Annotated in this window: 21 protein-coding genes; 9 read left to right on the top strand and 12 right to left on the bottom strand. The window is 36.4% G+C overall.

The window, feature by feature from the left end; all coding sequences use genetic code 11:
- Window positions 1-122 precede the first annotated feature (122 nt).
- A complete protein-coding gene (locus tag ACPUVN_RS02435; protein WP_426358189.1) occupies window positions 123-506 on the top strand; it encodes a hypothetical protein in 384 nt (127 codons plus the stop codon).
- A gap of 152 nt (window positions 507-658) precedes the next feature.
- On the opposite strand, the gene ACPUVN_RS02430 is transcribed toward ACPUVN_RS02435, so the two are convergent.
- The 5 genes from ACPUVN_RS02430 to ACPUVN_RS02410 all read right to left on the bottom strand — a co-directional run bounded on the left by ACPUVN_RS02430 (window position 659) and on the right by ACPUVN_RS02410 (window position 8096).
- Window positions 659-3250, bottom strand: coding sequence for a CotH kinase family protein (locus tag ACPUVN_RS02430; protein WP_426369901.1), 2592 nt, complete (start codon window positions 3248-3250; stop codon window positions 659-661).
- Window positions 3251-3493: 243 nt separating this feature from the next.
- Window positions 3494-3976 (bottom strand): hypothetical protein, encoded by a 483-nt coding sequence (locus ACPUVN_RS02425; RefSeq protein WP_426369900.1) that lies wholly within the window; start codon window positions 3974-3976, stop codon window positions 3494-3496.
- A gap of 16 nt (window positions 3977-3992) precedes the next feature.
- Window positions 3993-4271, bottom strand: coding sequence for an EF-hand domain-containing protein (locus ACPUVN_RS02420; RefSeq protein ID WP_426358192.1), 279 nt, complete (start codon window positions 4269-4271; stop codon window positions 3993-3995).
- Between the two features lie 253 nt (window positions 4272-4524).
- Entirely contained in the window at window positions 4525-5454 is a 930-nt protein-coding gene (locus tag ACPUVN_RS02415; RefSeq protein ID WP_426358193.1) for an MBL fold metallo-hydrolase, read from the bottom strand.
- An 83-nt stretch (window positions 5455-5537) separates the two neighbouring features.
- Window positions 5538-8096: a TonB-dependent receptor plug domain-containing protein gene (locus tag ACPUVN_RS02410; protein WP_426358194.1), complete on the bottom strand. Its 2559-nt coding sequence runs from the start codon at window positions 8094-8096 to the stop codon at window positions 5538-5540.
- A gap of 428 nt (window positions 8097-8524) precedes the next feature.
- Between ACPUVN_RS02410 and hppD the strand changes: the two genes are divergently transcribed.
- The 4 genes from hppD (at window position 8525) to maiA (ending at window position 12196) form a co-directional block, all read left to right on the top strand.
- The gene (gene hppD, locus ACPUVN_RS02405) at window positions 8525-9577 is read left to right on the top strand and encodes a 4-hydroxyphenylpyruvate dioxygenase (RefSeq protein ID WP_426369899.1); all 1053 of its coding nucleotides are present in this window, start codon (window positions 8525-8527) and stop codon (window positions 9575-9577) included.
- Between the two features lie 94 nt (window positions 9578-9671).
- On the top strand, window positions 9672-10196 hold the full coding sequence (locus tag ACPUVN_RS02400) for a VOC family protein (protein WP_426358196.1): 525 nt from the start codon (window positions 9672-9674) through the stop codon (window positions 10194-10196).
- 37 nt (window positions 10197-10233) lie between these two features.
- A complete protein-coding gene (gene fahA, locus ACPUVN_RS02395; protein WP_426369898.1) occupies window positions 10234-11544 on the top strand; it encodes a fumarylacetoacetase in 1311 nt (436 codons plus the stop codon).
- Between the two features lie 19 nt (window positions 11545-11563).
- Entirely contained in the window at window positions 11564-12196 is a 633-nt protein-coding gene (gene maiA, locus ACPUVN_RS02390; protein ID WP_426358198.1) for a maleylacetoacetate isomerase, read from the top strand.
- 122 nt (window positions 12197-12318) lie between these two features.
- Here the strand turns inward: maiA and ACPUVN_RS02385 are convergent, their stop codons facing one another.
- A complete protein-coding gene (locus ACPUVN_RS02385; protein WP_426358199.1) occupies window positions 12319-12783 on the bottom strand; it encodes a MarR family winged helix-turn-helix transcriptional regulator in 465 nt (154 codons plus the stop codon).
- Window positions 12784-12915: 132 nt separating this feature from the next.
- Between ACPUVN_RS02385 and ACPUVN_RS02380 the strand changes: the two genes are divergently transcribed.
- The gene (locus ACPUVN_RS02380; protein ID WP_426358200.1) at window positions 12916-14124 is read left to right on the top strand and encodes an aromatic amino acid transport family protein; all 1209 of its coding nucleotides are present in this window, start codon (window positions 12916-12918) and stop codon (window positions 14122-14124) included.
- Window positions 14125-14222: 98 nt separating this feature from the next.
- Here ACPUVN_RS02380 and ACPUVN_RS02375 read toward each other — a convergent pair whose 3' ends face one another.
- The 3 genes from ACPUVN_RS02375 to ACPUVN_RS02365 all read right to left on the bottom strand — a co-directional run bounded on the left by ACPUVN_RS02375 (window position 14223) and on the right by ACPUVN_RS02365 (window position 17599).
- Window positions 14223-14888 carry a response regulator gene (locus ACPUVN_RS02375; protein WP_426369897.1) on the bottom strand — a complete coding sequence of 222 codons (666 nt, stop codon included), beginning with the start codon at window positions 14886-14888 and terminating at the stop codon, window positions 14223-14225.
- Between the two features lie 86 nt (window positions 14889-14974).
- The gene (locus tag ACPUVN_RS02370; RefSeq protein WP_426369896.1) at window positions 14975-16453 is read right to left on the bottom strand and encodes an ATP-binding protein; all 1479 of its coding nucleotides are present in this window, start codon (window positions 16451-16453) and stop codon (window positions 14975-14977) included.
- A 288-nt stretch (window positions 16454-16741) separates the two neighbouring features.
- Window positions 16742-17599 carry a LysR family transcriptional regulator gene (locus ACPUVN_RS02365; RefSeq protein WP_426369895.1) on the bottom strand — a complete coding sequence of 286 codons (858 nt, stop codon included), beginning with the start codon at window positions 17597-17599 and terminating at the stop codon, window positions 16742-16744.
- A 100-nt stretch (window positions 17600-17699) separates the two neighbouring features.
- On the opposite strand from ACPUVN_RS02365, the gene maoP reads away from it, so the two are divergent.
- Window positions 17700-18095, top strand: a complete 396-nt coding sequence (maoP, locus tag ACPUVN_RS02360) for a DUF413 domain-containing protein (RefSeq protein ID WP_426369894.1) — start codon at window positions 17700-17702, stop codon at window positions 18093-18095.
- Window positions 18096-18141: 46 nt separating this feature from the next.
- Here the strand turns inward: maoP and ACPUVN_RS02355 are convergent, their stop codons facing one another.
- Window positions 18142-19014, bottom strand: a complete 873-nt coding sequence (locus ACPUVN_RS02355) for a LysR family transcriptional regulator (RefSeq protein ID WP_426358205.1) — start codon at window positions 19012-19014, stop codon at window positions 18142-18144.
- Window positions 19015-19201: 187 nt separating this feature from the next.
- Here ACPUVN_RS02355 and ACPUVN_RS02350 point away from each other — a divergent pair, with 187 nt between their 5' ends.
- A complete protein-coding gene (locus tag ACPUVN_RS02350) occupies window positions 19202-20302 on the top strand; it encodes an efflux RND transporter periplasmic adaptor subunit (RefSeq protein ID WP_426358206.1) in 1101 nt (366 codons plus the stop codon).
- A complete protein-coding gene (locus ACPUVN_RS02345; RefSeq protein WP_426369893.1) occupies window positions 20303-23392 on the top strand; it encodes an efflux RND transporter permease subunit in 3090 nt (1029 codons plus the stop codon).
- Window positions 23393-23817: 425 nt separating this feature from the next.
- Here ACPUVN_RS02345 and tnpA read toward each other — a convergent pair whose 3' ends face one another.
- Entirely contained in the window at window positions 23818-24261 is a 444-nt protein-coding gene (gene tnpA / locus ACPUVN_RS02340; RefSeq protein WP_426357338.1) for an IS200/IS605 family transposase, read from the bottom strand.
- Between the two features lie 518 nt (window positions 24262-24779).
- Window positions 24780-25148 (bottom strand): RNA-binding S4 domain-containing protein, encoded by a 369-nt coding sequence (locus ACPUVN_RS02335; RefSeq protein WP_426358208.1) that lies wholly within the window; start codon window positions 25146-25148, stop codon window positions 24780-24782.
- Window positions 25149-25230: the final 82 nt, after the last annotated feature.

Below are 25230 nucleotides of genomic sequence, written 5' to 3'. Positions count from 1 at the left end.
TATTTAAATAAAAACGCCCTTAAAAACTCTTTCATAAAATTAATTTGCATAAAGACTTGACCAAAGTGAAAAATACAACCACTATAAATGATAATGATTACCATTTAGATATGAGGTGTTTTATGTTTTGTTCAACTTTCGCTGCTATGGAAACAGCAGTGAGAAGCGGTAATAGCCCATACCAATCAAATATTATTAACTTTTACATTGTAGCCGGACTCGACCGTGCAAAAGCGATGGATGATATTGAAGACACCAAGAGTGTACATTTAAGAATTTATAACACTTTACTTAATACCATGTGTGATACTTTTCTCCCTCTTTCTTGGCGTGAAAAGTGTCATATTTATCTCAAAAAAATGCTGCCGCTACTCAGCGCTATTTATTGTCCTAAAGAGTTTAATAGGCATAAAGATGAGCTTAATGTACTGCACCAATACTTCTGCGCCCCGCCACTACATAAAGTAAACACTTGTTATACCTTTGAAATAAAAAACGCACAGTGATGAGCTCAGTTTCAGCTTAACTTCAATTTAACGTTAACTTGGCTTTGGCTTTAAATAAAAAAGCAGCATCGAATTTATCGATACTGCTTTGATTATTTAATACATTATAAATGAGTTCTATAAACTAACGTCTATAAATTAACGGCTATAGGTTATCTACTACAAAAACCGTTACCATTACCTGCTGAAGCTACGTCGCCTTGTAATTGCATAGTCATGTGATCTACACGGTAATCCATAAACTCCGTTAATCCCCAGAAGTTACTAACACTTGAAGTTAAGTTCGTTTCAAAGTTAGATGCACCGTAAAAGCCTGATGGATCATTTTCTACATGTTCACGAATAAGGTCTGCAATGCTATTAACTCTGTCAGCAAAAGTTGTTGATACTAATGAACCGTTTATTAATTCCCATAAGTAATCATGGTATGTCGCTAAATAAGTGTCGTTACTGAAAACAGCATTAACAAGAGGTCTGTCTGCCATAGCGCCCATTACAGGTTCATCAATGTAAAGTTCTCTTACATCGTTACTACAGCCCATAGTAAACGTACCAAAAGATTCGTTAAAGTCCCAAGGTAACAAGCTGAAAGTGCCATCTTGCTCATATAAATAATAGTTATGAGCCAGTGTACCGTGATAGCTGTCTAGGTTAGACAACGCTACACTTACCGACATATATCTTAGCAGTAAATCAACATCTACAACGTCAGTTGAACCTTGATCTAGTTGCTCAACAAAGTTGATAAATGCGCCATTGTCTGTGCTGTCTTCATTGGTTTTTAGGTTTACTTCACTGTAACTACTAATGTCTGAATCTACATAAATTAAGTCACTACCTTCACCATCAGGCTTATATAAATCGCCATTAGCATTGTCAAAATGGTTTTCTACAAACTCACTATCTATAGTTTCTACCATTAAGTAAAAACCAAATAATTCATCGTTTATATAAAAATTAACATAAGAATGCTCAGGTGTTGGTACGCCCATTTCCTTAAGTAAGTCGTATGCAATAACCTCACGCATATAAGACGGATCGTTATATGAGTTTTGTAAAGTAAACTTCTTCAAACCAAAGAATTTTTGTCCATCAACATATTCGTTAATATCAACTTTAAAGCTGTAACGATCGCTAGACGATCTTGCCACGCTACTTAAGCTTGAACCGCCTTTGGTTCGAATAGCTACGCTGTCTAGCTCTACACCATTAAAGCTGATGCTTGCTTCGTGGTATTCTTCATCTAATGGGTTGTCTAAAATGTCTTGCCAATTTTCATCTGTAATTGTTATTGATAATGTTTTTACAACACTTGAGTCGAATGCACTAGCTAATACGTTTTCAGTACCAAAAGTTGGCGTAAGAAAGTCTTTATCCCAGCTACGTGTGTCGCTCGTTACTGAACTCAAACCATAACTGAAGCCAGAAATAACATCGCTTTCTTCCCAATCGATATAGTCCACAGTTTCATCGTCTAAACTCAAGGTTAGCTCGTCGCTTTTACCTAGTTTAAATGGTACATAGTAGTCACTGGGATTAGAGTCTGTTGCGTAAATACCAATATATTCGCCCGGTGATAATGAAACGTCAGGTAAAGTAACGGGATCAATATCGTCGCTCGCATCAATTATTTGATAATCAGATAGTTGAATATTTGTACTGCCATTGTTGTACAACTCAAACCAATCATTGCCGCCATCAATATCGCTAGCAACCACTTCATTAATCACTAAAGCACCGTGTTGGCCGATAACATTTGTAGCCAGTGGCGAAGGCGTTAATATTTGAGTTCCATCGCTACCATCAGGAAAACGACCATAACTAAAACCAATTAAAGCATCACCATTGCTCCATTCAAGCTTATCGACCAAATCGTCACCTAAAAATAAGCTAACTTCATCGCTAGAGCCTAACTTAAAAGCTACAGACTCAGCACTAGTATCACCCTCAACATCACCTGTTGTTGCATAAATTCGATAAAATTCGCCAGCGGCAAGCGTAATATCAGGTAATGAAATAAGCTCGCTATCTTCATCTTTTATAGTGTAATAACTTAAATTAACGGCTGATGAACCAGCGACATAAAATTCGATCCAGTCTGAATTTCCAGCAATGTCTTTTGCTACCACCTCATTAATGCGTAATGGGGCTTTTTCATTGAGAATTTCGTCATATGCAACAATCCCTTCTGCGACTTCGTTTGCTTCTCCTGGAGTTGGAGATAACAGTTGTGCATCACCGCTGCCATCAACAAACAAACCATAACTAAAACCTTCTGGAGCTTCACCGTCTAACCAAGCTAATTGATCAACTTGTACATCATTTTCAAATAGAGTTACCGAATCTTCACTGCCTAGTTTAAATGTAACGTAGTAGCCCGTTTCTGGCGGTGTATCGTCTTCGTCTATCGCTTGAATAACAATAAATTCGCCTTCAGCTAAGGTCACCTCTGGTAATGGTTGCGCTTCATGCTCATCATCGTCATCTACAATACTAAAGTTTGATAAGTCGACACTTCCATCAGTTGCATAAAGTTCTATCCAATCATTTCCACCATCACTTGCTTTAGCAACAATTTCATTAATAACTAAGTTTGAGGTTGCAGCAGGTGTTGATTCGGTAACTTCGGTGCTTCCAGTTTCTTCTTCTCCACTGTCGCTAGCTGATGTGTCTGAACTACCACAGCCATAAAGTGCTGTACTGCTGAGTATTAATAACGATGATAAAATATGATTTTTATACATAAAGCATTCTCAAATATATATGTAAAAGATAAAGTTATATTAAGAATATAAAGTGTAAACAATGTGCAAAAAATATGACTATTCTTCGTTGTTATATTCGTATTGAGGATATTTGAGGTGCTAACAAGGAGGTTCAGTTAAGTCGAAAATGAGTGAAAAAATGAGTGAATATAAAATGAAAAAAACATCAGCAATACTCTTACCGATGTTTTTATAAAGACCTAAAGTCGCGCTAAACTAAAATTAAGCTTTTAAGTCGATAATAGAATCATCGCTGTCAAAACCAAACTTTTCATTTATTTGTGCGTATATCGACTCTTTGTCTTCATCACTTAAAGAATCGTCAGCACTTTCAGCTAATTTCTCTTCAAGTAGTGTTGTTACAAAATCAACTAAATCACTAATTTCTTCAGTGCTTTGTTGCGGTGGTGGAGGCGGCGGTGGACGACTACCTTCAGATTCACTCACACCTGCTAATTCACCAATACTTTTAGCGTCGAAGCCTAATTCAGATAAGGCACTTTCGAGCCCTTGACCAGATTGAATACCCGCTTCTGATAAAGTTTCAATAATACTTAAGGCATCAGCTTCAGTTAAGTTTTCAGAATCAAATTGAGAGAGTGTGTCTGAAATAAGCTGTTGATTTTCTTCTGTTAACGCTTGCTCTGTTCGAGAATCGTTACGAGGCATACTCATTTGTACGCCTGAACTTACACCACTAATCATAATATTTCCTTAATGTTTATCTTCTACGAGGAGGTTTATGGCTATCAAATTCGTCTTCATCAATAGCGTTGTTACCATCGCTATCCATTTCTTCGAAAATAGTTTCATGATCGCCCATTGGAAGTTCGTGTTCTTTGAACTCATCCAAGCTGATCTCTCCGTCTTCATTTGTATCTATTGAAGAAAATGATGGACGTTGAGGTCTTTCACCTCTTTGATCTCCTTTAGCATAAACTTGGCCAATGGAAGTAAGAAGTAAAGTTGCGATAATAATTTTATGCGGTAAAAATTTCATAGCTAAATTCCTATTGTGGTTACAAGGTCTGACGCTCTTAATAGAAGCTAATATCAGTTAAGTTAAACAAAGAATAACAACGGAAAATGCAAACAATGTGCAAATAAAGAGAATTTTAGAGGGGGATTTAAAAAGAAGTGAGTAAAATAAGGAAAACAATAGTTAACGTTTTTAGCCCACTAAACAGCATTGTTTGCATCGTTAATTTAATGAGCTAAAACTATATTACGCTAAATAAGTTTATTGAGTACTATTATAGCTCTAGCTTTAAACCTTCAACGGCAATATTAAATCCTTGAGATTTAACAAATTTACTTTCTTTGCTTTGAAGGTCAAGTAATGGATTACTATGGTTCATATGAATAAACCACACTTTGTTTTTCTCAGACATGCTTACATGTTCAAGCTCTTTCATTGATTCAACAGCAAAAGGGTGTGGTATTTTAGACATATCTCTACCAGGTAATTCACCGTAATCATAAAATGCCGCATCAATAATAGCGTAATCAACCCCTTTAACTGCATCCTCAAGTTTTATTTCCCATTGTGGCCACTTGTTAATGTCAGGAATAAATAATGCCGATTTACTTGGCCCTTTGATTATGTAGCCTACCGTTTCAGAATATTCATCACGGTGAGGCACTAAAAAAGGCTTTATTTCAACTTGCCCTAAAACTTCTGGTTTATTGTGCTTTAGTGGCATTAGTTTAATGTTTTTATATCGAACTAATTGGTCCCAAGGGCCATTAGTTTTTAAGAACTCTGCCATTTTAGGCATTGCGTAAACAGGCATATCTTTCGCGCCAGCTGATTCATGCCCTAAAAACATTAAGCCCGTATAGTGACCGATATGTGCGTGCGTTAAAAAAATACCACTTAAAGAATAACGTGAAGACGGCGCCTCTTTTTCTAGTCGGTAAAGCTGATCAGGAAAGTTTGGTGTTGCATCAAACATGTATTTTTTATTATTACTTGGGTCGATTAAACCCAATGATACCGCACCACGTCTTAATAAAGGGTCTTCCCAACCAGGCATACAATGTTTTTCGTAACACCCCGTTTGAGGGTAACCTGCATCTTGTGCAACCCCTAAAACATAAATGTATGGTTTTTCTTCCGCAGCATTTGCAAACGAAAAAATTGATGAAAATAAAAGAGTAAAAATAACAGTTAATTTTTTCATATGAACAACTTAATTTAATAAAAATAAAATGAAGGAGTGTAGAGATAAAAATAGTTACTATCTCTACACTAAGGATTTAACGATTAAAATGAAAACCCTACACGAGCATAATAACTCATACCATCAAACCCATAAGGAACTGCACGTAAAGGGTATTGGAATGCTCCATTACTAATAAACTCAAGCGGTTCATCAGCTGTTAGTTCATCAGGTGTTACATCAAAAATATTATTAATACCTACTGATAAACTAAATGTAGAACTTAATTGATAATCAAAATTCAAATCAACTAACACTGCAGATTCAACAACACTTGTGTCTTGAAACTCCCCTGTAGGCGATAAGGAATCCGGTAAACCAATATGGTCATTACCAAAAATAGCAACTTCGGTTTCAGAAAAGTAGTTACCTTTAAGTGTAGCTTTCCAGTTATCTTTCGAGTAATTAAATGTTAGCGTACCACGTTCATGTGGCTGCCCATCAAGTAAGAGACTTTCTGATAAAGAACTTAATGCTACGCTTTCAGGTATAGCATCATTAGGTGTATTGATCTTATCAATTTCGGTATCATTAAAGTTAGCCGCAAAAGTTATTCCAAAATCACCTTCAGCGATTTCTGTGTTGTAGGTAACAATTAAGTCGACACCTTTTGTTGTCATATCGACTGCATTAGAGAAGTAATTAGCACTTACAGCTCCAGTCGCAGCAAGAGCTGCACTTGCTTCTGCATTAAAAGTAAGATCACTAGCTTCCAAGCCATTACCTAGCGTAATACGGTCTTTCATTTCAATATGGTAAGCATCAAGTGTGATTGTGATTTCTTCTGTTACATCAAAAACAAAACCAAGGCTTAGGTTATCTGACGTTTCAAGTGTTAACCCATCAACACCTAAAGCAGTTGGAAATTCAGACCCAACAGACGCTGTAAAGGATTGTACCAATACTCCTCCAGCTCCGACATTCGTAGTAAATGCTGTATAACCGCTTTGCTGTAATGACGGTGCTCTAAAGCCTGATGAAATTGCACCACGTATAGAGAAGTTATCAGTCACATTGAAACGAGATGATAACTTACCAACAAGATCGTTACCCGCATCAGAGTAATCTTCATACCTAAATGCAACACCCACTAACCAGTCTTCGGTAATTTGGTTTTCTAAATCAAGGTAGAGCGCATAACTATCACGACTAGTTGTACCAGCAGCTTCAGGCTGTAAACCGTTATAAGCTTGAAAGCCACACTCAGCAAAAACACTTGAGTCAATAACTGACGGGAATGAACTCCCACTATCAGAAGCACCACAAGCATAAGAAGCTAACTCACCAGCTACAATCTCATAGTTTTCTTTTCTATATTCTGCACCAAATGCAACATATAAAGTATCAGGAAGGCCAACGTCAAGTGCACCAGAAATATCAGCATTAAATGTTAGCTGGTCAAATCTAAAACCACCTGAATAGCCACCAGTAGGTCCAGCATTTGCCGCAATTTCGCTGTCTGAAGCGCTAGGGTTATTACTTAAATATTCAGCGGCATATGAGGCATTAATTGTATTTTCCGAATCAAAGTCATAAGTATTCTCACCATATACGGCTGATAGGTCGTATGACCAATCGTCATTAAAATCTCCACGTATTCCTAGAGAAGTTGAGATATCTTGAGCTTCATTATCGATTCGAGGTAGGAAACCATCAGCATATACCTGTTGAACATTTCTCTCTGCTTTATCATAGTCACGATAAAAACCATTACCTAATGCTGTACGGTTTGAGATCCCACCAAATGAATATAACTCGGCTTCTCCAACAGGGATCATCATGTTATAAAATAACGTAGTAAACTCTGACTCTGCGTTACCCTGACTCCAACGAATGTCTTCAGATAACGAACCATCGTCTAGAGCCGACGAACCACCTGTGTCACGTTGAGCTCGGTTAGTACCATCTGCATCTCGTAATTCTAATGTTAGGTTTAGGAAACCACCCTCATCACCTAAATCAATACCACCATTTATGCCAAAAGCAACAAAGTCACCATCACCCTCACCTGTACTACCCGCCTGTAAAAAGCCTGTCACTTTATCGGTTGTATTTTTTAATGATAAATTAATAACACCTGCTATGGCGTCTGAGCCATATTGTGCTGCAGCTCCGTCACGTAATACTTGTACATCTTGCAATGCCGTTAATGGTATAGCATTCATATCTGTACCGGCGGCCCCACCTCCAACAGTTGTACTAATACCAAAAATAGATTGTGTGTGCCTACGTTTACCGTTGACTAGCACTAAGGTTTGATCTGGCTGTAAACCACGTAAAGTAGCAGGTCGAAATAAATCAGCACCATCCGATACTTGCGTTCGGCTAAAGTTAAATGATGGTGCAGTTGCTTGAAGGCTTTGGCCTAACTCAGTAAAGCCCCCTTTGGTGAGTGACTCTGCAGTTATAATATCTACAGGTACCGCTGAGTCAGTAGCCGTACGGCTTGATACACGAGAGCCAAGTATACTTATTTTTTCAACATCTTGATTTGCATGAGTATCTGTTGAGTTGTTTTCTTCAGCTTGTACAGAAAAAACTGATGTTCCTAAAGCTAAGCCTATTGCTAGCGTTATTTTACAAAATTGATGTTTTTTTAGCATGTGTTCTCCCCTCAGTATTTTCATTTAAATTATAACGTTAACTCGTTATTCTTGTTGTTATTTATATTTAATTCACCCATTATTTAGTAACATATGTTACAAAACTCAACTTACACTAGTATTTTTTTTTGTTAATGTAAAGAAAAAATTGTTCATACTTCAACCTGTAATACTCATAAGTTTTAATTAACAGTTAGCTATTATAAGACGATTTTCATCTTGATTTTTACTGTATTGTAGTTTCATTTTTACGATCATAAAAATAAAACATTCATATGAATTAAAGTATCAATTAATAAAATTTTGATTAACTTTGACATTAGTAACTAATGATACTAACATAGTAAAAATATAGTAACCATTGTTACTAATTGCGTTAATAATTAATTTCCGGAGAGAAAAAATGTTCTGATTTATTCGAAAATCCTATGGGACTAGATGGCTTTGAATTTGTAGAGTTTACTGCACCTGAAAAAGGTATTTTAGAGCCAGCTTTTACAGCAATGGGTTTTACCATGGTTGCTACACATAAATCTAAAGATGTAGCGTTATGGAGACAAGGCGACATTAGTTTAATTACTAATTACGAAAAAAATAGTCATGCTTATCATTATGCTAGAGAACATGGTCCTTCGGCATGTGGGCTTGCTTTTCGTGTTAAAGATGCCCAGTTTGCCTATACTGAAGCATTAAAAAAAGGTGCTCAAGCAATAGATATTCCTACAGCTCCAATGGAGTTACGTTTACCAGCAATTAAAGGTATAGGTGGCGCAACACTATATTTAATTGATCGTTATGCTGAAGGTCAAACAATATATGACATCGACTTTAATTGGATTGAAGGCGTAGATAAACATCCTGAAGGTTGTGGTTTTCATACATTAGACCACCTTACACATAATGTGTATCGTGGCAGAATGGAGCATTGGGCTAAATATTATGAAGAACTTTTCAACTTCCGTGAAGTTCGTTACTTCGATATTAAAGGTGAATATACAGGTTTATTATCAAAAGCGATGTCTGCACCAGATGGAAAAATTCGTATTCCATTAAATGAAGAATCAAGTGCCGGTGGCGGTCAAATTGAAGAGTTTTTAATGCAATACAATGGTGAAGGTATTCAGCATATTGCTTTTTCTTGTGATGACTTGATTAGCTGTTGGGATCGCTTGAAAAAATCTGGCGTTAAGTTTATGAAAGCTCCTCCAGCAACTTATTACGCTATGCTAGAAGAGCGTTTACCTGGTCATGGTGAGCCGGTAGATCAACTTCAACCCCGTGGTATTTTATTAGACGGTACCACTGAAGGTGGAACACCTCGATTATTATTACAAATATTCTCAGAAACAACGTTAGGCCCTGTCTTTTTTGAATTTATTCAACGTAAAGAAGATGATGGCTTTGGTGAAGGTAACTTTAAAGCATTATTTGAATCTATAGAACGTGAACAGCTTGAACGTGGTGTTATCGGTAACGATTAATAGGCATATATTATAAGGGGATTATTTATCCCCATTATTTACCCCCTTATACACCATTACCTTAACCTTTGTTAAACACTAGGAAGTTATTGCGATGATAAAAGTAGATAGAATTCATCATGTTGCATATCGATGTATAGACGCAAAAGAAACAGCACAATGGTACAAAGATAAACTGAATATGGATCTTGTACTATCCATTGCAGAAAACGAGGTCCCTTCTACTAAAGAACCGGATCCTTACATGCACATATTTTTAAATGCAGGTAATGAGAATGTTTTAGCCTTTTTTGAAATACCAAACTCTCCCGATATGGGGCGAGATGAAAATACCCCTGAGTGGGTTCAACACCTTGCATTAAGAGTGAATAGTGTTGAAGACTTGCTTGAGGCTAAAGCTGAGCTTGAAAGTAAAGGTGTTGATGTATTAGGTCCTACGGATCATACAATTTTCAAATCTATTTACTTCTTTGATCCTAATGGACACCGTTTAGAGCTTGCTGCAAATACAGGTACGCCTGAACAATATAAAAAATTACATAATGTGGCTCAACTCATGATCGACGAGTGGGCAGAAACAAAAGTAGCTCCTAGCCATGCTGATTGGCTACATAAATAAGCACATAAATAATACATATTAATTATGGATATATATCATGACGTTAATAAATGAAACACACGACATTACTTTAAGTAGCTGGGTAACATCGGCGAATAATAACAGCGATTTCCCTATTCAAAATTTACCTTTTGCAACATTTCGCAAAACATATTCTGAAGAAGCAAACAGAGGTGCTGTTGCAATAGGCGACTATGTATTAGATATGGCAGCAGTTGCACAGCTAAACATATTTACAGGTGTTACCCAACAAGCAGCAGAAGCCGCTGCAAAACCTACCTTAAATACACTAATGGCATTAGGCAAAGAAGCTAATTCTGCATTACGTTTAGCCTTATCAAAAGCGTTACGAAGTGGTTCATCAACAGAAGAAAAACTTAAAGATTGTTTAGTTTTACAAAGTGAAGTTACCTATGGCATGCCTTGTCAAATTGGTGATTACACAGATTTTTACACATCTATACACCATGCTACGGCTGTTGGTTCTTTATTTCGACCAGACAACCCTTTACTTCCTAACTATAAATGGGTGCCGATCGGATACCACGGTAGATCTTCTACTATTGACGTATCAGGCCAAGAATTTCCACGTCCATACGGACAACTTAAAGCGCCAGATGCCGAAACACCTGTTTTAGCACCCTGTAAACGCTTAGATTATGAAGTAGAAATGGGAATTTTTATTGGCGAAAGCACTGGGCTAGGCGAACGAATAGACATTGAAAATGCTGAAGATCATATCTTTGGAATGTGTTTATTTAATGATTGGTCTGCAAGAGATATTCAAGCATGGGAATACCAACCATTAGGCCCTTTTTTGGCTAAAAACTTTGCTTCAACTATCTCACCTTGGATTGTTACTACAGAGGCACTAGCACCATACAGAATTAATTTTTCTCGACCAGAAGCTGACCCTCAACCTTTACCGTATTTAAGTAGTGATAAAAACAATGAATTGGGTGGTTTAGACATTAAGCTTGAATGTTTAATTCAAACCCAGCAAATGAAAAGTGCTAATGAAGAAGCCGTTAAAATTAGCGATTCTAACTTCAAATACTCTTATTGGACTATTGCTCAATTAGTGACGCATCACAGTGTAAATGGTTGCGCAATGCAAGCAGGAGATCTTTTAGGATCGGGAACACAATCAGGCCCTGATCACGAACAAGCGGGTTCAATGTTAGAGTTATCTCGTGGTGGTAAAGAAGCATTTACATTAACTAACGGAGAAAAACGCACTTTCTTAGAAGACGGTGATACCGTTGTAATGCGTGGCTATTGTGAAAAAGAAGGCGCTGCTCGAATTGGTTTTGGTGAAGTATTAGGTACTGTACTTTCGGCAGTTTAGTCAAATTTAGGTTTAAACCATGGAACTTTATACTTATTTTCGTTCATCAGCAGCATATCGAGTGCGCATAGCGCTTAATATTAAAGAGATAAAACACACGTTAACACCCGTTAATTTATTAACGGGTGATCACCTCCAATCAAATCATATGAAGATAAATCCTCAAGGGTTGGTGCCTAGCTTAGCCTTTAACGATGGCAGAATAATTAATCAATCAACGGCAATTATAGAATACCTTGAAGCAAAATATAGAAGTATTCCGCTATTGCCAAGCGACCACTTCGATGCTGCTATCATAAGAAATTGGTGTAATATTATTGCATGCGATATTCACCCTCTGGATAATTTACGTGTTTTAAAGTATCTGGTGAATGAACTTGAAGTTGAAGATGATGACAAGATGCAATGGTATCATCATTGGATTATTGAGGGATTTAAAGCCTTAGAGCCTCAACTATTAGCAAGCCCATACTGCTTTGGGAACATGATTACATTAGCTGATATTTACCTGATACCTATGGTATATAACGCTTTACGCTTTAATGTACCTATGGATAAGTTTCCTAAAATATTAAGTATTTATGAGGCGTGTAATACATTAAGTGCTTTTGATAAGGCTAAGCCAGAAAAGCAAATAGATTCAACAATATAAGAATAAGGTAATACCTTTAACTTTATACTGTTTATCAATCAAAAAACGCTACTATTATTAGTAGCGTTTTTTAGTTATTAGCGCTTACTTTTAAGGGCGACTTTATTATAAATAGCAGATTATTAGTTTTCAGCTTCCGCTAACTGGCTACTTAGTTTTACGGTTAACACTTTTAGTTGCTCACGTTCTTTAGCTGTTAAACCTTTAAGTAATTCTTTCTCTTGTTCTTTAACTAATGGGATGATTTTTTGATACAGTTCATCACCTTTTTCGGTTAAGTTCAGTAAGTTTTGTCTTCTATCTTCAGCGCTTGTTTGCTGAATTAAAAATTCAGATTTAATCAGTTTATTAATGGCTCGACTCACCTGCATTTTATCTAAATGCGTAAATTTGCATATATCTCGTGCTGATATTTCGTGATGATAACCAATAGTCGCTAAAACACGCCACTCCATTTTAGTAAGCCCAAACCTTTTATATATTTGTGCAATAAACCCTGTAACTTGTTGAGCTAATACCGAAAATTGATATGGAAAAAAAGTATTTAAATTTAACGCTGCATTGTCATCTTTATTTTTTATATTCATAAGTTTAAATAATCACCTCATAATCCTGTACTTTTCTATCATACCTATTATTGACCTTGGTAACAAATGATACTAGTATGCACTTAGTATCATTTGTTACTAATTAATTATACCAGTATAATAGGATTTGCCATGAATAAAAATAAAACATTAGGCAGTATGCTAATAATAGCAGGTACGTCAATAGGTGCAGGCATGTTAGCACTGCCAATAGCATCTGCAGGGATTGGTTTTTCTACTACTTTAGTCATTCTTTTAGCTGTATGGTTTTTAATGACATACACGGCTTTATTAATGTTAGAAGTACATCAATATGCAAATGCAGAAGCCACATTGAATACGTTAGCAAAGTCCCTTTTAGGTAAAAAAGGTCAATATGTTGCTAACTTTGCAGTACTCTTTTTATTCTATTCTTTATGTTCTGCCTATATTGCAGGAGGTGGATCTCAGTTACAAAGCAAAATAGTAAACCTAATAGACATTCAAGTAGCACCTCAAGTAGGTGCAATTATATTTGCTGTTATTATTGGCGGGATAGTAGCACTTGGAACAGAAGCTGTAGATAAGGTTAATCGTGTTTTATTTACCGTAAAAATAACTGTTCTTATAGCTGTTTTTTATCTACTAACACCAAGTATTCAATCTGGAAATTTACTTGCTATGCCATTAGAGCAAGGGTTAATTATTTCGGCCATCCCTATTATTTTTACGGCGTTTGGCTTTCATGGTTCCATACCATCAGTTGTTAGATATGTTGGGATTGATATTCAATCTTTACGTAAAGTTATGATTATTGGCGCTGCTTTGCCGTTATGTATTTATCTTTTGTGGCAAACATTAAGCCAAGGAGTTGTTAACCAAGAAACATTGAAAGACGTTGGTGGCTTAAGTCAATTTATTCATATTATTTCAATTAAGTTAAATAGCCCCAACTTTAGTCGCTTTATAAATACCTTTGCAGACTTAGCTTTAGCCACCTCATTTCTTGGCGTTAGTTTGGGCTTATTTGATTTTCTTAGAGACTCCCTCAAACGTGGTTTTTCTAAAAAAGATAGATTTGTTACCGCGTTAATCACCTTTGTACCTCCTCTTTGTTTTGCTATCTTTTACCCTAAGGGTTTTATATTGGCGCTAGGATTTGCTGCTATTGCTTTAGTTATTTTAGCCTTATTTCTTCCCGTTTCGATGGTTTGGAAACAGCGTAAAAATAACTTACAAAATCAAAAGGGCTATAAAGTAATAGGTGGTAAGCCGGCATTAATTATTGTTGTTACTTGTGGGACAATAATTATAACGGCTCAACTCATGCAGTTATTAGGTGTTGTACCTAAAATTGGATAAGTGAATAATTGGATTGAAATTTAGGTAGGGAAATAAAATATATAATTAAAGTTACCCAACACTTATTTTTAGGTAACTTTAATCAACTTTAAAAGTCATTATTTAACCAGCCGGTATCCCACGCCGTAAACAGATTCAATCCAGTCTTTATCGTCACTAATTTCGGCAAGTTTTTTACGTAATTTTTTAATATGGCTATCAATTGTTCGGTGATTAACAATTCGGCTGTCGTTATACATGTTCTGCATCAGTTGATCTCGAGAGAAAATACGATCAGGTTTATCTGCAAGCATTTTCAATAATTGAAATTCAACCGACGTTAAAACCGTATTTTGCTGCTGAAAACTCACCATAATTCTATGTTCATCAAGAACAAGTGCATGGCTTACATTAGTTACTGTTTGTGTACGTCTTAGTACCGCCCCTACTCTGGCAACAACTTCTCGCGCGCTGAAAGGTTTACAAATATAGTCATCAGCACCTAGCTCTAGCCCAAGCACCCTATCAATTTCATCTACTTTGGCGGTTATCATCAAAATAGGTACATTGGAAAATTGGCGAATTTCTTTACAAAGCTCAATACCATTTTTACCCGGTAGCATAATATCTAATAAAATAGCTTTTGGTTGATGCTCTTTAACCCATGAAATAACTTCATCACCGTGATTAATTTGATGAGGTGCATAATCAGACGCTTTAAAATAATCAACTAATAAGGTCGCAAGTTTAACTTCATCTTCTACGATTAATATTGAATGGGGCATTTACTTTCTCTTATTTTTAATATGAGTTTGTTATTTATTTTTACGTGTTTTACTTACAATTATGATGAATTACAACAAGTAAGCATTTAAGCTAAAGGTAGTTTAATTTTAATCGCTAAGCCACCTAAGTTTGATCTCACTGCGACAATCTCACCTTGATGCGCTATCACAATATTATTACAGATAGACAAACCTAAGCCTGCGCCACCTGTTTTTCGATTTCTCGATTCGTCTGTTCGGTAAAGATATTCAAACAAATGATCTAAATGCTCGTCATCAACACCCACACCGTCATCTTCAAAAGTTAATTCGACTAATGCTTTATCTTCGTGCTTTAACAAACGCGAACTAATTTTTACAGTAGAAGCTTCAGAATACTTAATACTGTTATTCAGTATATTTTCAAAAAGCTGTAACAAGCGTGTTTTATCGCTATAAATATTAATAGGATCGCTTATCAAATCTAACACTAACGTTATGCCTGCATCAGCCAAATAGCTTTGATATTTATTTTGTTCGCTAATTAATAGCAAGGTCAAATTTTCATTCTGCTTGCTGTATTGCATTCCATCTACATCAGCGACGGTAAGTTGATGTAAATCGTCTATCAACTTGGCTAAATGCTTTAACTCGTCGCTAGCAGAAGTTATATTTTCTTTTGTCATGGGTCTAATACCATCAAGCATAGCTTCAAGTTCTAAGCTTAAAATAGCGACGGGCGTACGTAGTTCGTGAGAAATATTAGCTAACCAGCGTTTTCGTGCACTCTCGTTTTCAGCCAACGTTAACGCAAGTTCATTATAATCACGACTTAACTCACCAAACTCATCGTTACGGCGAGAATCAATACTTTGTTTATAATCACCTTGAGTTAATCGATGCATGCCATTGGCAATTAATTTAATCGGTTCAACCACATGCCGAGCTAAAGGCAAAGTAATAAGCACAACAAATAGCATCATCACAAGTGCAATAACCCACAAGTATTCTTGTTGTTTTTCAATATAATCTAGCTCGTAACCTTCAGTTAATCTATTACGCTTTGAAACAGCAAAATAGCCAACAATCTCTTTGTTTACTAATATAGGTACTTTACTGTAAGTTAAATCTTCTACATATTTTCCAACAAGGTAGTTTTGCTTCACATCAAACAGCGCATAATAAACTTCAGGTACACCAATAGGCGGTCGCGAATTAGATGGAAAATCATCTTTTGGTCCAAATTCTGAACCGAAGTGATCGGATGGTGGAGGTCTGCGTAGACCACGCGGTGGCTTGTTACGATTTGGCTCTGAATGTCGAGGAACAAAGCTGTCGCTCGTTAATTGTGTTTGCAGCAGACGAATAAATCGCCCTTGATTGTCTTCAAAATCCGACCAATTCCCTGATCTTTTATATTCTTTTGAAAGCTCGGTTATAACAGGCGATAAGCTTTCAACTTCTTTACTATTTACATAATCAACCATGCCATTACGAATACTCCATTGTATAAGTAACACCAAAGTTGTTAGCAATACTAAGCTAAAGCAACACTGTATTAGAAAGAATTTTTGTTGGATCTTCATAGTTAATCTCTGAGCTGAACCTTGCAATGTCGGTCTGCGAATTAAAAGTGTTTGTAATACCCAAAGCACTTCTTATTCAAATGGATATAAGGTCATAATAACGTATGAATGTGCACTAAACGTGCAAAAGTAAAGAATCTTTATAAACAAAACATATCTGCTCATTACAATAAGAAAATTATTCATGCTTAAATGCTTTATCAACTGCTATGAATACACTAAACAACTGATCGTTAATAAAATTAAAAATAGAGGTATTTACACTTTAGCTAAATATTAGCTATTACCTTATGTGTTCTTAGCTCCATATTTTTTAAAGAGTTTTTTAATCTCTAAAATTCGTTCTTCATTTTCATTGTCGTGATGAATAGCACTAAATATCTCTCGTTCAAATACGGGTAAATTTTCCATAACATGCAACAGCCCTTTTTCAACAAAAGGTTTGATTAACATATCGGGTAAATAAGCACTGCCTCCACATTCAAGCATTAAGTCTAACGCTATCCGTGCAGTACTTGTTCGCATTGCTGGAATTGAAATACCTTTAAGTTCTTTAGCATGCCAATGAATAAAACTCGTGCCCCAATCAATCATCATATAACGTTTAACATCGGCTGGAGTTTCAACTTTACCTTTAAATGTAGTGACAGGAATTAAGGTAAACATATGTAAAGGATGTACTTTTAATTCTTTAACTTTTGGCGGGTCAAATAAAATAGCAACATCTAAGGTTCGCTCAAGTAACTGACGCGTTAATTGCTCTCTAGATAATATTTCAGCCACTAAGCTGATATGTGGTTGATTGTTATAAATTTTAGAAATGACATCATGTACGTAAACATCCCAAGTATTGGGAGTCCCTGCTATAGAAATTTGCGAAATTTGCTCTGACGACAACGAGACTTCTTGCTTTGCAACACGCATCGTATTAATAAGCATTTCAGCATGAGGAACTAACTTCTCGCCAGCTAATGTCAGCTGAATATTATTTCGGGTGCGCTCTAATAAAGACACGCCAAAATAACTCTCTAGCTGACGTATTCTAGTGCTTACAGCTGCTTGAGTAAGATATAAGTTTTCAGCCGCCTTACCAAAATGACGACACTTTTTAACTTCTAAAAAGGTTTTAAATAATTCGATATCCATTCAATATCTCTTATCGAAACGATAATTATTTTTTATTTTACAGGGTAATGAGTTAGTCGCATAATCTGCGAAAAGATGTCTACTGTCAACAAAGGTTATTATGACTTTAATGCACGGTTTTATTCAGGAAGGTTTATTTTACGATGACGTTAATTTTCCACGTGGGTTTAGGAAATCTGGCGACTTCAATATTTCAGAATCAGAGATGCTTACTGATATAGGAAGACGGTTATCAGCGTTAGAATCAGGCAGAAGTACTCCGCAGAATGAAACGGAGGAAGCATTTGTAGAAATGTGTCAATTTCAAACTCAAGCACAAACACGCGTTGAGATGTTATGGCAAAAATATAAAAAGCTTACCACTTATCGACCTTTCCATAGCTTAAACGGGAGCGCAAAAGTGCATCGTGTTGAACTTGCGATGGAAGAAGAGGAAGAGGAAGAAATAGTAGTAGAAGAAGAGTTAGACGGAACATTAATCATAGACGACGAATGACCGTAATCAGTCGTCTATATAAATTAGCCTGTAAATTAACTCTTCTTTATAAAAACTCGTTCCAAATAGTGCTAGAAACTGGACCCAAGGTATATTGCTTTCTTTTGATGATGCGGATCTCACCACTGATAGCGTATTCCAACGCGTCTGGTTTTAGCCTAACTAACTTACCTGTTTTGAGTTCGTCTGCAATAAAAAATTCGGGAATATAACCCCAACCTAAACCTTCAACCAGCATATTTTTTAGGGTGTAAGCGTCTTTTGTACGCCACTGTCTGCAACCTTTTAATAGCATAAGGTCGTGAGTATCAAAACTTAAGTCACTCTCTTTTATATTAAGGTGTACGGCTTTTTTTAAATCAGTGATATTGATGTTTTTATAGTTAGGAAATAAATCAGGTGTCGCCACTAAAATAATATTAAAATCAGTTATCGGTAACGATTCTAAATCACCCAAAGCATAAAGGGTTGGCCACCAAGGGTTAATCGCTAAATCAATTTCTTCTTTTGTGAGTAGCTCTAAAGCACCAAATCGTGTGGCGCCAATCAACTCAATTTCAGTGAACGGAAATTGCTCTTGGCATTGTTTTAATACTCTTAATATATGAGAGATTGGACAAGTAACATCGTAACCTATGCGAATTTTAGCTTCGTTACCTTTACCTAAATGTTCACCTAACGAGCTCAATTGTGATGCGGATTGTAGTAATTCTTTAGCTTTGTAATAAAAAGACTTTCCACCTTCTGTAAGTGTTAATCTATAGTTATCACGTGTGAGTAGTTGAAAGCCATATTCATCTTCTAACTTCTTTAACGACATAGATAGTGCAGGCTGAGTTTTATGGAGCTTTTCTGCGGCTTTTTTTAATGTGCCGCATTCAACAATGCAGCACAATGTTCTAATTTGATCTAATGTCATATTCTCTACCTAAATGATTGCTGTAGTGCTGTGCCTAACGCTGTGTTGACCTTAGCATTAATTGATTAAACTATATAAATTTAATTTAACAAGTTAATTAATTTATATAAATATTTTTATTTACTTACAGCGACTATAATTTAAAGATTGAGAATAACTTTATACTCGCTTAATCCTTGAGGTACCTATGTTTTTTACAGTTCATAAATCGCCCTTTATACTATTAACAATGGCTATTACGCTACTAGCAGGTTGTGATAATGCAGTGTCTGTTGAAAAGTCAGCAGATTTGATACGCCCAGCAAAAATTTTTACAGTAGAAGACCCTTCAACACAAGCTATTCGACACTTCCCTGGAGAAGTAGAGGCGAATGCTGATTCTAAATTAGCGTTCAGAGTGAGTGGGCAAGTTATCGACTTTAAAGTTAAACCTGGAACAAGCGTGAAAAAAGGCGATGTGATCGCACGCTTAGATCCTAAAGATTTCGAGCTACAAATTGATGATAAACAAGCAAGATACGACTTAGCTAAATCAAAGTTTAATCAAGCTAAGTTATTGTTAGATCGCCAGCTAGGTTCTCAATCAGGATACGACGAAGCAAAAGCTAACTTAGGGGTTGCCCTTTCGTCATTAAAAGTGGCTAAAAGCGATTTAGAATATACAAATTTACGTGCACCATTTACAGGTAACGTTTCAAAAGTATTTATCGAAAACTTTGATCATATTCAAGCCAAGCAAGCTATCGTGCATTTACAAACACGCGATTTAGTTGATATATCTATTCAAATACCTGAAAACATTTTTTCACGTATTGATAGAGATGCGACTCATAACCCTACCGTTATTTTTGACTCTCATCCTGATGAGGAGTTTTTAGCAACAATTAAAGAGTTTGATACGCAAGCAGACCCTTCTACTCTTACTTACAAAGTAGTTTTTACTTTACCAACACCTGAAAGCTTTAATGTATTGCCTGGTATGTCAGCCAACATTCGAATTGACCTATCTAAAATTATAAAATTTAGCGTAAAACAGTATCTAGTTCCTGTGAGCTCAGTATTCTCCCCAGAAGATAAAACCTTAGAAAGCCATAAAAAGTTTGTTTGGAGACTCGACCCAAATACCAATAAAGTAACCCGTATAGAAGTTGAAGTGGGTGAATTGAAAAGCCATGGCATTCAAGTACTTTCAGGCATAACTTCAGGCGACCAAATAGTTTCAGCAGGTAGTCACTTTTTAACTGAAGGCATGGAAGTTCGCCCTTGGAATCGTGAAAAGGGCTTATAAATGAAACTTACAGAGTATTCTATAAACAATAGTGTAACCAGTTGGATGTTTGCCATTATTCTGCTTTTTGGCGGAATTGTTGCTTATAACGGTTTAGGACGTTTAGAAGATCCTGAATTTACCTTAAAAATGGCAATGGTAACAACCACCTATCCTGGAGCCTCGCCAAGCCAAGTAGAAGAAGAAGTTAGCTACCCTATCGAAAATGCGATTCAGCAGCTGCCTTATGTGAAATATGTTACCTCGATTTCAAGTGCTGGTTTTTCTCAAATCGTTGTTGAAATGAAACCCAATTATCGAAAAGACGATTTAAAACAGATTTGGGATGAATTAAGACGAAAAATTAATGACCTTAAACCACAACTGCCACCAGGCGTAAACACACCCACCGTAATCGATGACTTTGGTGATGTATTTGGTGTGTTACTCGCCATAAGCGGTGATGGTTATACCTATGAAGAGTTGAAAGATTATTCTGATTATTTACGCCGTGAACTGGTGTTAATGAAAGGCGTAGGTAAAGTTAGTGTTGCTGGTGAACAACAAGAACAAATTGTGGTTGAAATTACCCGCAACAAACTTGCTGCTTTAGGTATTTCATCAAGCCGAATATATCAATTATTACAAACTCAAAACCAAGTATCTAATTCCGGTCGCGTTAAAATTGGCACTGAATATATTCGCTTGCACCCTACTGGCGAGTTTCAAACAGTAAAAGAATTAGAAGGTTTGATCATCTCGAATCCTGGCGCATCTGAGCTAGTGTATTTAGGTGATGTGGCCACCATTAGTCGTGACTATGCCGAAGTTCCATACAACATAACTAATTACAATAATAAGCAAGCTTTACTGCTAGGCGTATCTTTTGCTTCAGGTGTGAATGTGGTTGAAATAGGTCAACACATTGAAGAGCGTATTAAAGAGTTAGAAAGCTTTCGCCCTATTGGATTAGAAGTGGCTAACGTTTATAACCAACCCGCTGAAGTTGATAATTCAATGCAAAACTTCATGATAAGTTTGGTAGAAGCTATTGCTATTGTTATAGCGGTTTTACTTATCTTTATGGGTGTAAAAACAGGTTTATTAATCGGTATTATATTATTACTGACGGTATTAGGTACGTTCATTTTTATGAACTTATTCGGTATCGATTTACAACGAATATCATTAGGTGCGTTAATTATTGCGCTGGGGATGCTGGTGGATAATGCCATTGTTGTAACCGAAGGTATTCTCATCGGCATGAAAAAAGGCCAAACCAAGCTCCAAGCTTCGTTAAGTATTACTTCGCAAACCAACTTACCGCTTTTAGGCGCTACAGTTATTGCCATTGCAGCTTTTGCACCAATTGGTTTATCGTCTGACGCGACAGGTGAATTTGCTGGTAGCCTATTCTGGGTTCTGCTTATTTCGTTGTTATTAAGTTGGGTAACCGCTATTACCCTTACCCCTTTCTTTGCCAACATCATGTTTAAAGAAACGGTGCAAAAGAATAACAATACTGATTCTACATCTGAACAAAATCAGTCAGATGACGACCCATACAAAGGCGCTATATTTACAGGTTACAAAGCCATATTAACCCTTTCAATGAAACATAGAGCCATCACATTACTAATGATGCTAGCTTTATTTATTGTATCGGTTATTGGTTTTGGGCAAGTAAAACAATCTTTCTTCCCTAAATCGAATACACCTATGTTCTATTTAGATTACTGGCGCTTTCAAGGCTCAGACATTAGAGAAACCCAAAAAGATATTGAGTCGATTCAAGCGTATTTATTACAGCAAAATAATGTGACTCAAATAACCTCTACGGTAGGCCGTGGCGCACCTCGCTTTATGCTAACTTACGCGCCAGAAAAGTCGTATGCTGCTTTTGGACAACTTATTATACGAGTTGAAAACAGAGAAGCCTTGCCAGAAGTCATGGCAAACATTCGCACTTATGTCAGTAACAACTATCCACAAGCTCAGTTTAAAGTTAAGGCGATGGAAATAGGCCCAACAACTGACGCTAAAATTGAAGCTAGATTCTCTGGTCCAAATCCTGATGTACTGAGAAACTTGGCGATGCAAGCCTCTGAAGTGCTAAAAGCTGACGGAAAAGCTTATAATATTCGACATGATTGGCGCGAACGTACCAAGGTTATTCGTCCGCAGTTTAACGAAGCTATGGGACGTCGTGTTGGAGTAAGTAAGCACGATATCGACGAGCTTTTACTGACCAACTTCTCAGGGCAGCAAGTGGGCTTATACCGTGAAGGCACTAAGTTACTTCCTATTGTTGCCCGTGCACCGAATGAAGAACGCTTAAACATAGACACCCTGCCTGAGCTGCAAGTATATAGCGCTTCATCAGGTAAACATGTACCTATTACCCAAGTCATTAATGGTTTTGAAACCGATTGGGAAGATTCACTAATAATGAGACGTGATAGAAAGCGTACCATCACAGTGATGGGCGATCACGATGTATTAGGCGATGAAACCGCAGCTAGTTTGTTCAGCCGAGTTAAAGCACCTATCGAAGCAATAACTTTACCTCAAGGTTATTCTTTTGAATGGGGTGGAGAATATGAATCATCTAAAAATGCTCAAGCCGCACTATTTGGTGGCTTACCTTTAGGTTACTTAGTGATGTTTGCTATTACGGTATTACTGTTTAACTCAATTAAAGCACCACTGGTTATTTGGGCAACTGTCCCGCTGGCATTAATTGGTGTATCGACGGGTTTATTAGTGATGGGCGCACCGTTTAGCTTTATGGCGCTACTCGGCTTATTAAGCTTGTCAGGAATGTTAATTAAAAACGGAATTGTGCTTGTTGACCAAATCAACTTAGAACTGTCTGAAGGTAAAGAACCTTACAACGCAGTATTTGACTCAGCAGTAAGCCGTGTACGACCTGTTGCTATGGCAGCAATAACGACTATTTTAGGTATGATACCGCTATTGTTTGATGTATTTTTTGAATCAATGGCAGTAACCATAATGTTTGGTTTAGGCTTTGCCACAGTATTAACCCTAATTGTTGTACCTGTGTTGTTCACAGTGTTGTATAAAATTAAGTTTATTCCTAAAACGTAAGGATTTTATTAACCTGAACTCGGGTTAAGAAGTATCGTATAAATTAAATTTACACCAAAAATTTAAATAGTTATAAATTCAGTGCTATTTTGATTTATATCAATGCTTACTCGATGACGAAATTTTAGTGGATAGCAAGGCGGATTTTCGTACACAATAGCGAGCTATTGTTAGAAGATCCAACGTTGCTAGGCGCAATAAGAGCGTTATTGAGAGGCTCGGCTTATCCCGAGCTCAGGTTTATTACTTTATGTAAGAGAATTCATACCAATTTAGATCAAATAACAAAGCCTGTGTTTATATAACACAGGCTTTTTTTATGATGCACAAGACGGTTTTATTATTCCCGATAAAAACTAAGTACCTGCATCCATGCTGGCAACGTAGATAGATGGATAAAATTCTCGGCCGCAAGCGACCGAGTTTCAAAACAAGTTCAGTTGATCGCTATTAATTTCTTTACCATCTAATTCGATTAACTGTTCTTGAACATATTTCCTGATAACTTCTTCTGTTGCGTTACCAATCGTTTCAACAAAAAAGCTTTGTGTCCATAATTTACCGCCCCAGAAATACTGCTTTTTAATTTCAGGATAAATTCTAAAAAACTCACGAGCAGTTATACTTTTAATTATTTGCATAACATCGCTTGGCGACTGTTTAGGGATCCCTCTAATAACCATATGAATATGGTCACTCGGAATTTCTAACTCTACGATATCAATATCGTAGTCATATCCTACTTTTTGAATAATTGCTTTCATTGTTGAACGATAAGGTTCAATGAAGACTTTGTGTCGATACTTTGGTATCCACACAAAGTGGTACATTAATCTAAAGACATGATGTGTATTTCTTTGAAGTTCCATATGAAGAATAGCATTTACTGGGGTCCCCCCAGTATACACTATCCAGCACGGGGGCAAGCCCCCGAGATTTACGCTTCGCTAGTTAAATAACAATATTAGGCATAATTACTTATCTAGAGTTCAGGTTATTTAATCTGAACTCTAGATAATGAATTTTGTAATTTATTGATTCATATGACTTTAAAATAAGACTATATGATTTCACTAAAAAATATCATTTACTTTTCTCCTAATGTTGGGATTTAGTCCGTATAACAAGACGGTTTACTAATAGCTGGCTATTAGTAATAAAGGCAACGCAGATAGACGGTTAAATAACAATATTAGGAATAATTGCTTATCTAGAGTTCAGGTTATTTAGGTAATACGTGAAAATTATCAGCTTAACGAACATCTAAATAATCATAGAAACATGATTATGGTTGTGGTTGTGAAAACTAAAGCTAGTTAGTAGAACATTTCACATTTGGTGTGTGGCATGTTCTACATTTTACGAGGCTATCTAGAAGGGGAAAGTTTTAAGATCTTGTCTTCTTTCTTTCAGTTGGTGACTCAACAGCTGTTTCTGATGCAATAATACGTGCTTTGCCTTTAGCTATTCTTTTCTTTTTTGCGCTTACATTGGCTGAAACTATTGTGCTAATAATCTTTGCTGATTTTTGCGTAGGATTATAAGCAAGTTCAATAACTTTACCGTTATGTTCAATAATATCTCCACGGCGCACTTTTTTACGCTTTTGAACGGTAACTTTTGTATTTACTAAAACCTGACCTTCACTGATCATGGTTTTTGCTTCGCCAGCGCTGTCAGCCAGATTGGAGATTTTAAGTAATTTAAATAGTTCTATAGGTTCAACACAAATTTCGAAAGTTGAGTGTTCAGACATGAAATACGCCTAGTAATTTTAAATAATATTATCGGTAGATTATAACATATCTCAAATAAAACTCATATTAAGAGTGCTTTAA

It is taken from the genome of Pseudocolwellia antarctica (assembly GCF_049933045.1).
Lineage (GTDB): Bacteria > Pseudomonadota > Gammaproteobacteria > Enterobacterales > Alteromonadaceae > Pseudocolwellia.
The sequence above is the reverse complement of the archived record's forward strand: the minus strand, read 5'-3'. Positions and strand labels throughout refer to the sequence as shown.

Excerpts from the sequence above, each read along its gene's own strand:
- ACPUVN_RS02385 (WP_426358199.1), bottom strand. The coding sequence starts at position 12,783 with ATGAATATAAAAAATAAAGATGACAATGCAGCGTTAAATTTAAATACT.
- ACPUVN_RS02400 (WP_426358196.1), top strand. The coding sequence starts at position 9,672 with ATGATAAAAGTAGATAGAATTCATCATGTTGCATATCGATGTATAGAC.
- ACPUVN_RS02415 (WP_426358193.1), bottom strand. The coding sequence starts at position 5,454 with ATGAAAAAATTAACTGTTATTTTTACTCTTTTATTTTCATCAATTTTT.
- ACPUVN_RS02355 (WP_426358205.1), bottom strand. The coding sequence starts at position 19,014 with ATGACATTAGATCAAATTAGAACATTGTGCTGCATTGTTGAATGCGGC.
- fahA (WP_426369898.1), top strand. The coding sequence starts at position 10,234 with ATGACGTTAATAAATGAAACACACGACATTACTTTAAGTAGCTGGGTA.
- ACPUVN_RS02345 (WP_426369893.1), top strand. The coding sequence starts at position 20,303 with ATGAAACTTACAGAGTATTCTATAAACAATAGTGTAACCAGTTGGATG.
- ACPUVN_RS02430 (WP_426369901.1), bottom strand. The coding sequence starts at position 3,250 with ATGTATAAAAATCATATTTTATCATCGTTATTAATACTCAGCAGTACA.
- tnpA (WP_426357338.1), bottom strand. The coding sequence starts at position 24,261 with ATGGAACTTCAAAGAAATACACATCATGTCTTTAGATTAATGTACCAC.
- ACPUVN_RS02335 (WP_426358208.1), bottom strand. The coding sequence starts at position 25,148 with ATGTCTGAACACTCAACTTTCGAAATTTGTGTTGAACCTATAGAACTA.
- ACPUVN_RS02380 (WP_426358200.1), top strand. The coding sequence starts at position 12,916 with ATGAATAAAAATAAAACATTAGGCAGTATGCTAATAATAGCAGGTACG.
- ACPUVN_RS02420 (WP_426358192.1), bottom strand. The coding sequence starts at position 4,271 with ATGAAATTTTTACCGCATAAAATTATTATCGCAACTTTACTTCTTACT.
- ACPUVN_RS02410 (WP_426358194.1), bottom strand. The coding sequence starts at position 8,096 with ATGCTAAAAAAACATCAATTTTGTAAAATAACGCTAGCAATAGGCTTA.
- ACPUVN_RS02365 (WP_426369895.1), bottom strand. The coding sequence starts at position 17,599 with ATGGATATCGAATTATTTAAAACCTTTTTAGAAGTTAAAAAGTGTCGT.
- ACPUVN_RS02370 (WP_426369896.1), bottom strand. The coding sequence starts at position 16,453 with ATGAAGATCCAACAAAAATTCTTTCTAATACAGTGTTGCTTTAGCTTA.
- ACPUVN_RS02375 (WP_426369897.1), bottom strand. The coding sequence starts at position 14,888 with ATGCCCCATTCAATATTAATCGTAGAAGATGAAGTTAAACTTGCGACC.
- maiA (WP_426358198.1), top strand. The coding sequence starts at position 11,564 with ATGGAACTTTATACTTATTTTCGTTCATCAGCAGCATATCGAGTGCGC.
- hppD (WP_426369899.1), top strand. The coding sequence starts at position 8,525 with ATGGGACTAGATGGCTTTGAATTTGTAGAGTTTACTGCACCTGAAAAA.
- ACPUVN_RS02435 (WP_426358189.1), top strand. The coding sequence starts at position 123 with ATGTTTTGTTCAACTTTCGCTGCTATGGAAACAGCAGTGAGAAGCGGT.
- ACPUVN_RS02425 (WP_426369900.1), bottom strand. The coding sequence starts at position 3,976 with ATGATTAGTGGTGTAAGTTCAGGCGTACAAATGAGTATGCCTCGTAAC.
- maoP (WP_426369894.1), top strand. The coding sequence starts at position 17,700 with ATGACTTTAATGCACGGTTTTATTCAGGAAGGTTTATTTTACGATGAC.
- ACPUVN_RS02350 (WP_426358206.1), top strand. The coding sequence starts at position 19,202 with ATGTTTTTTACAGTTCATAAATCGCCCTTTATACTATTAACAATGGCT.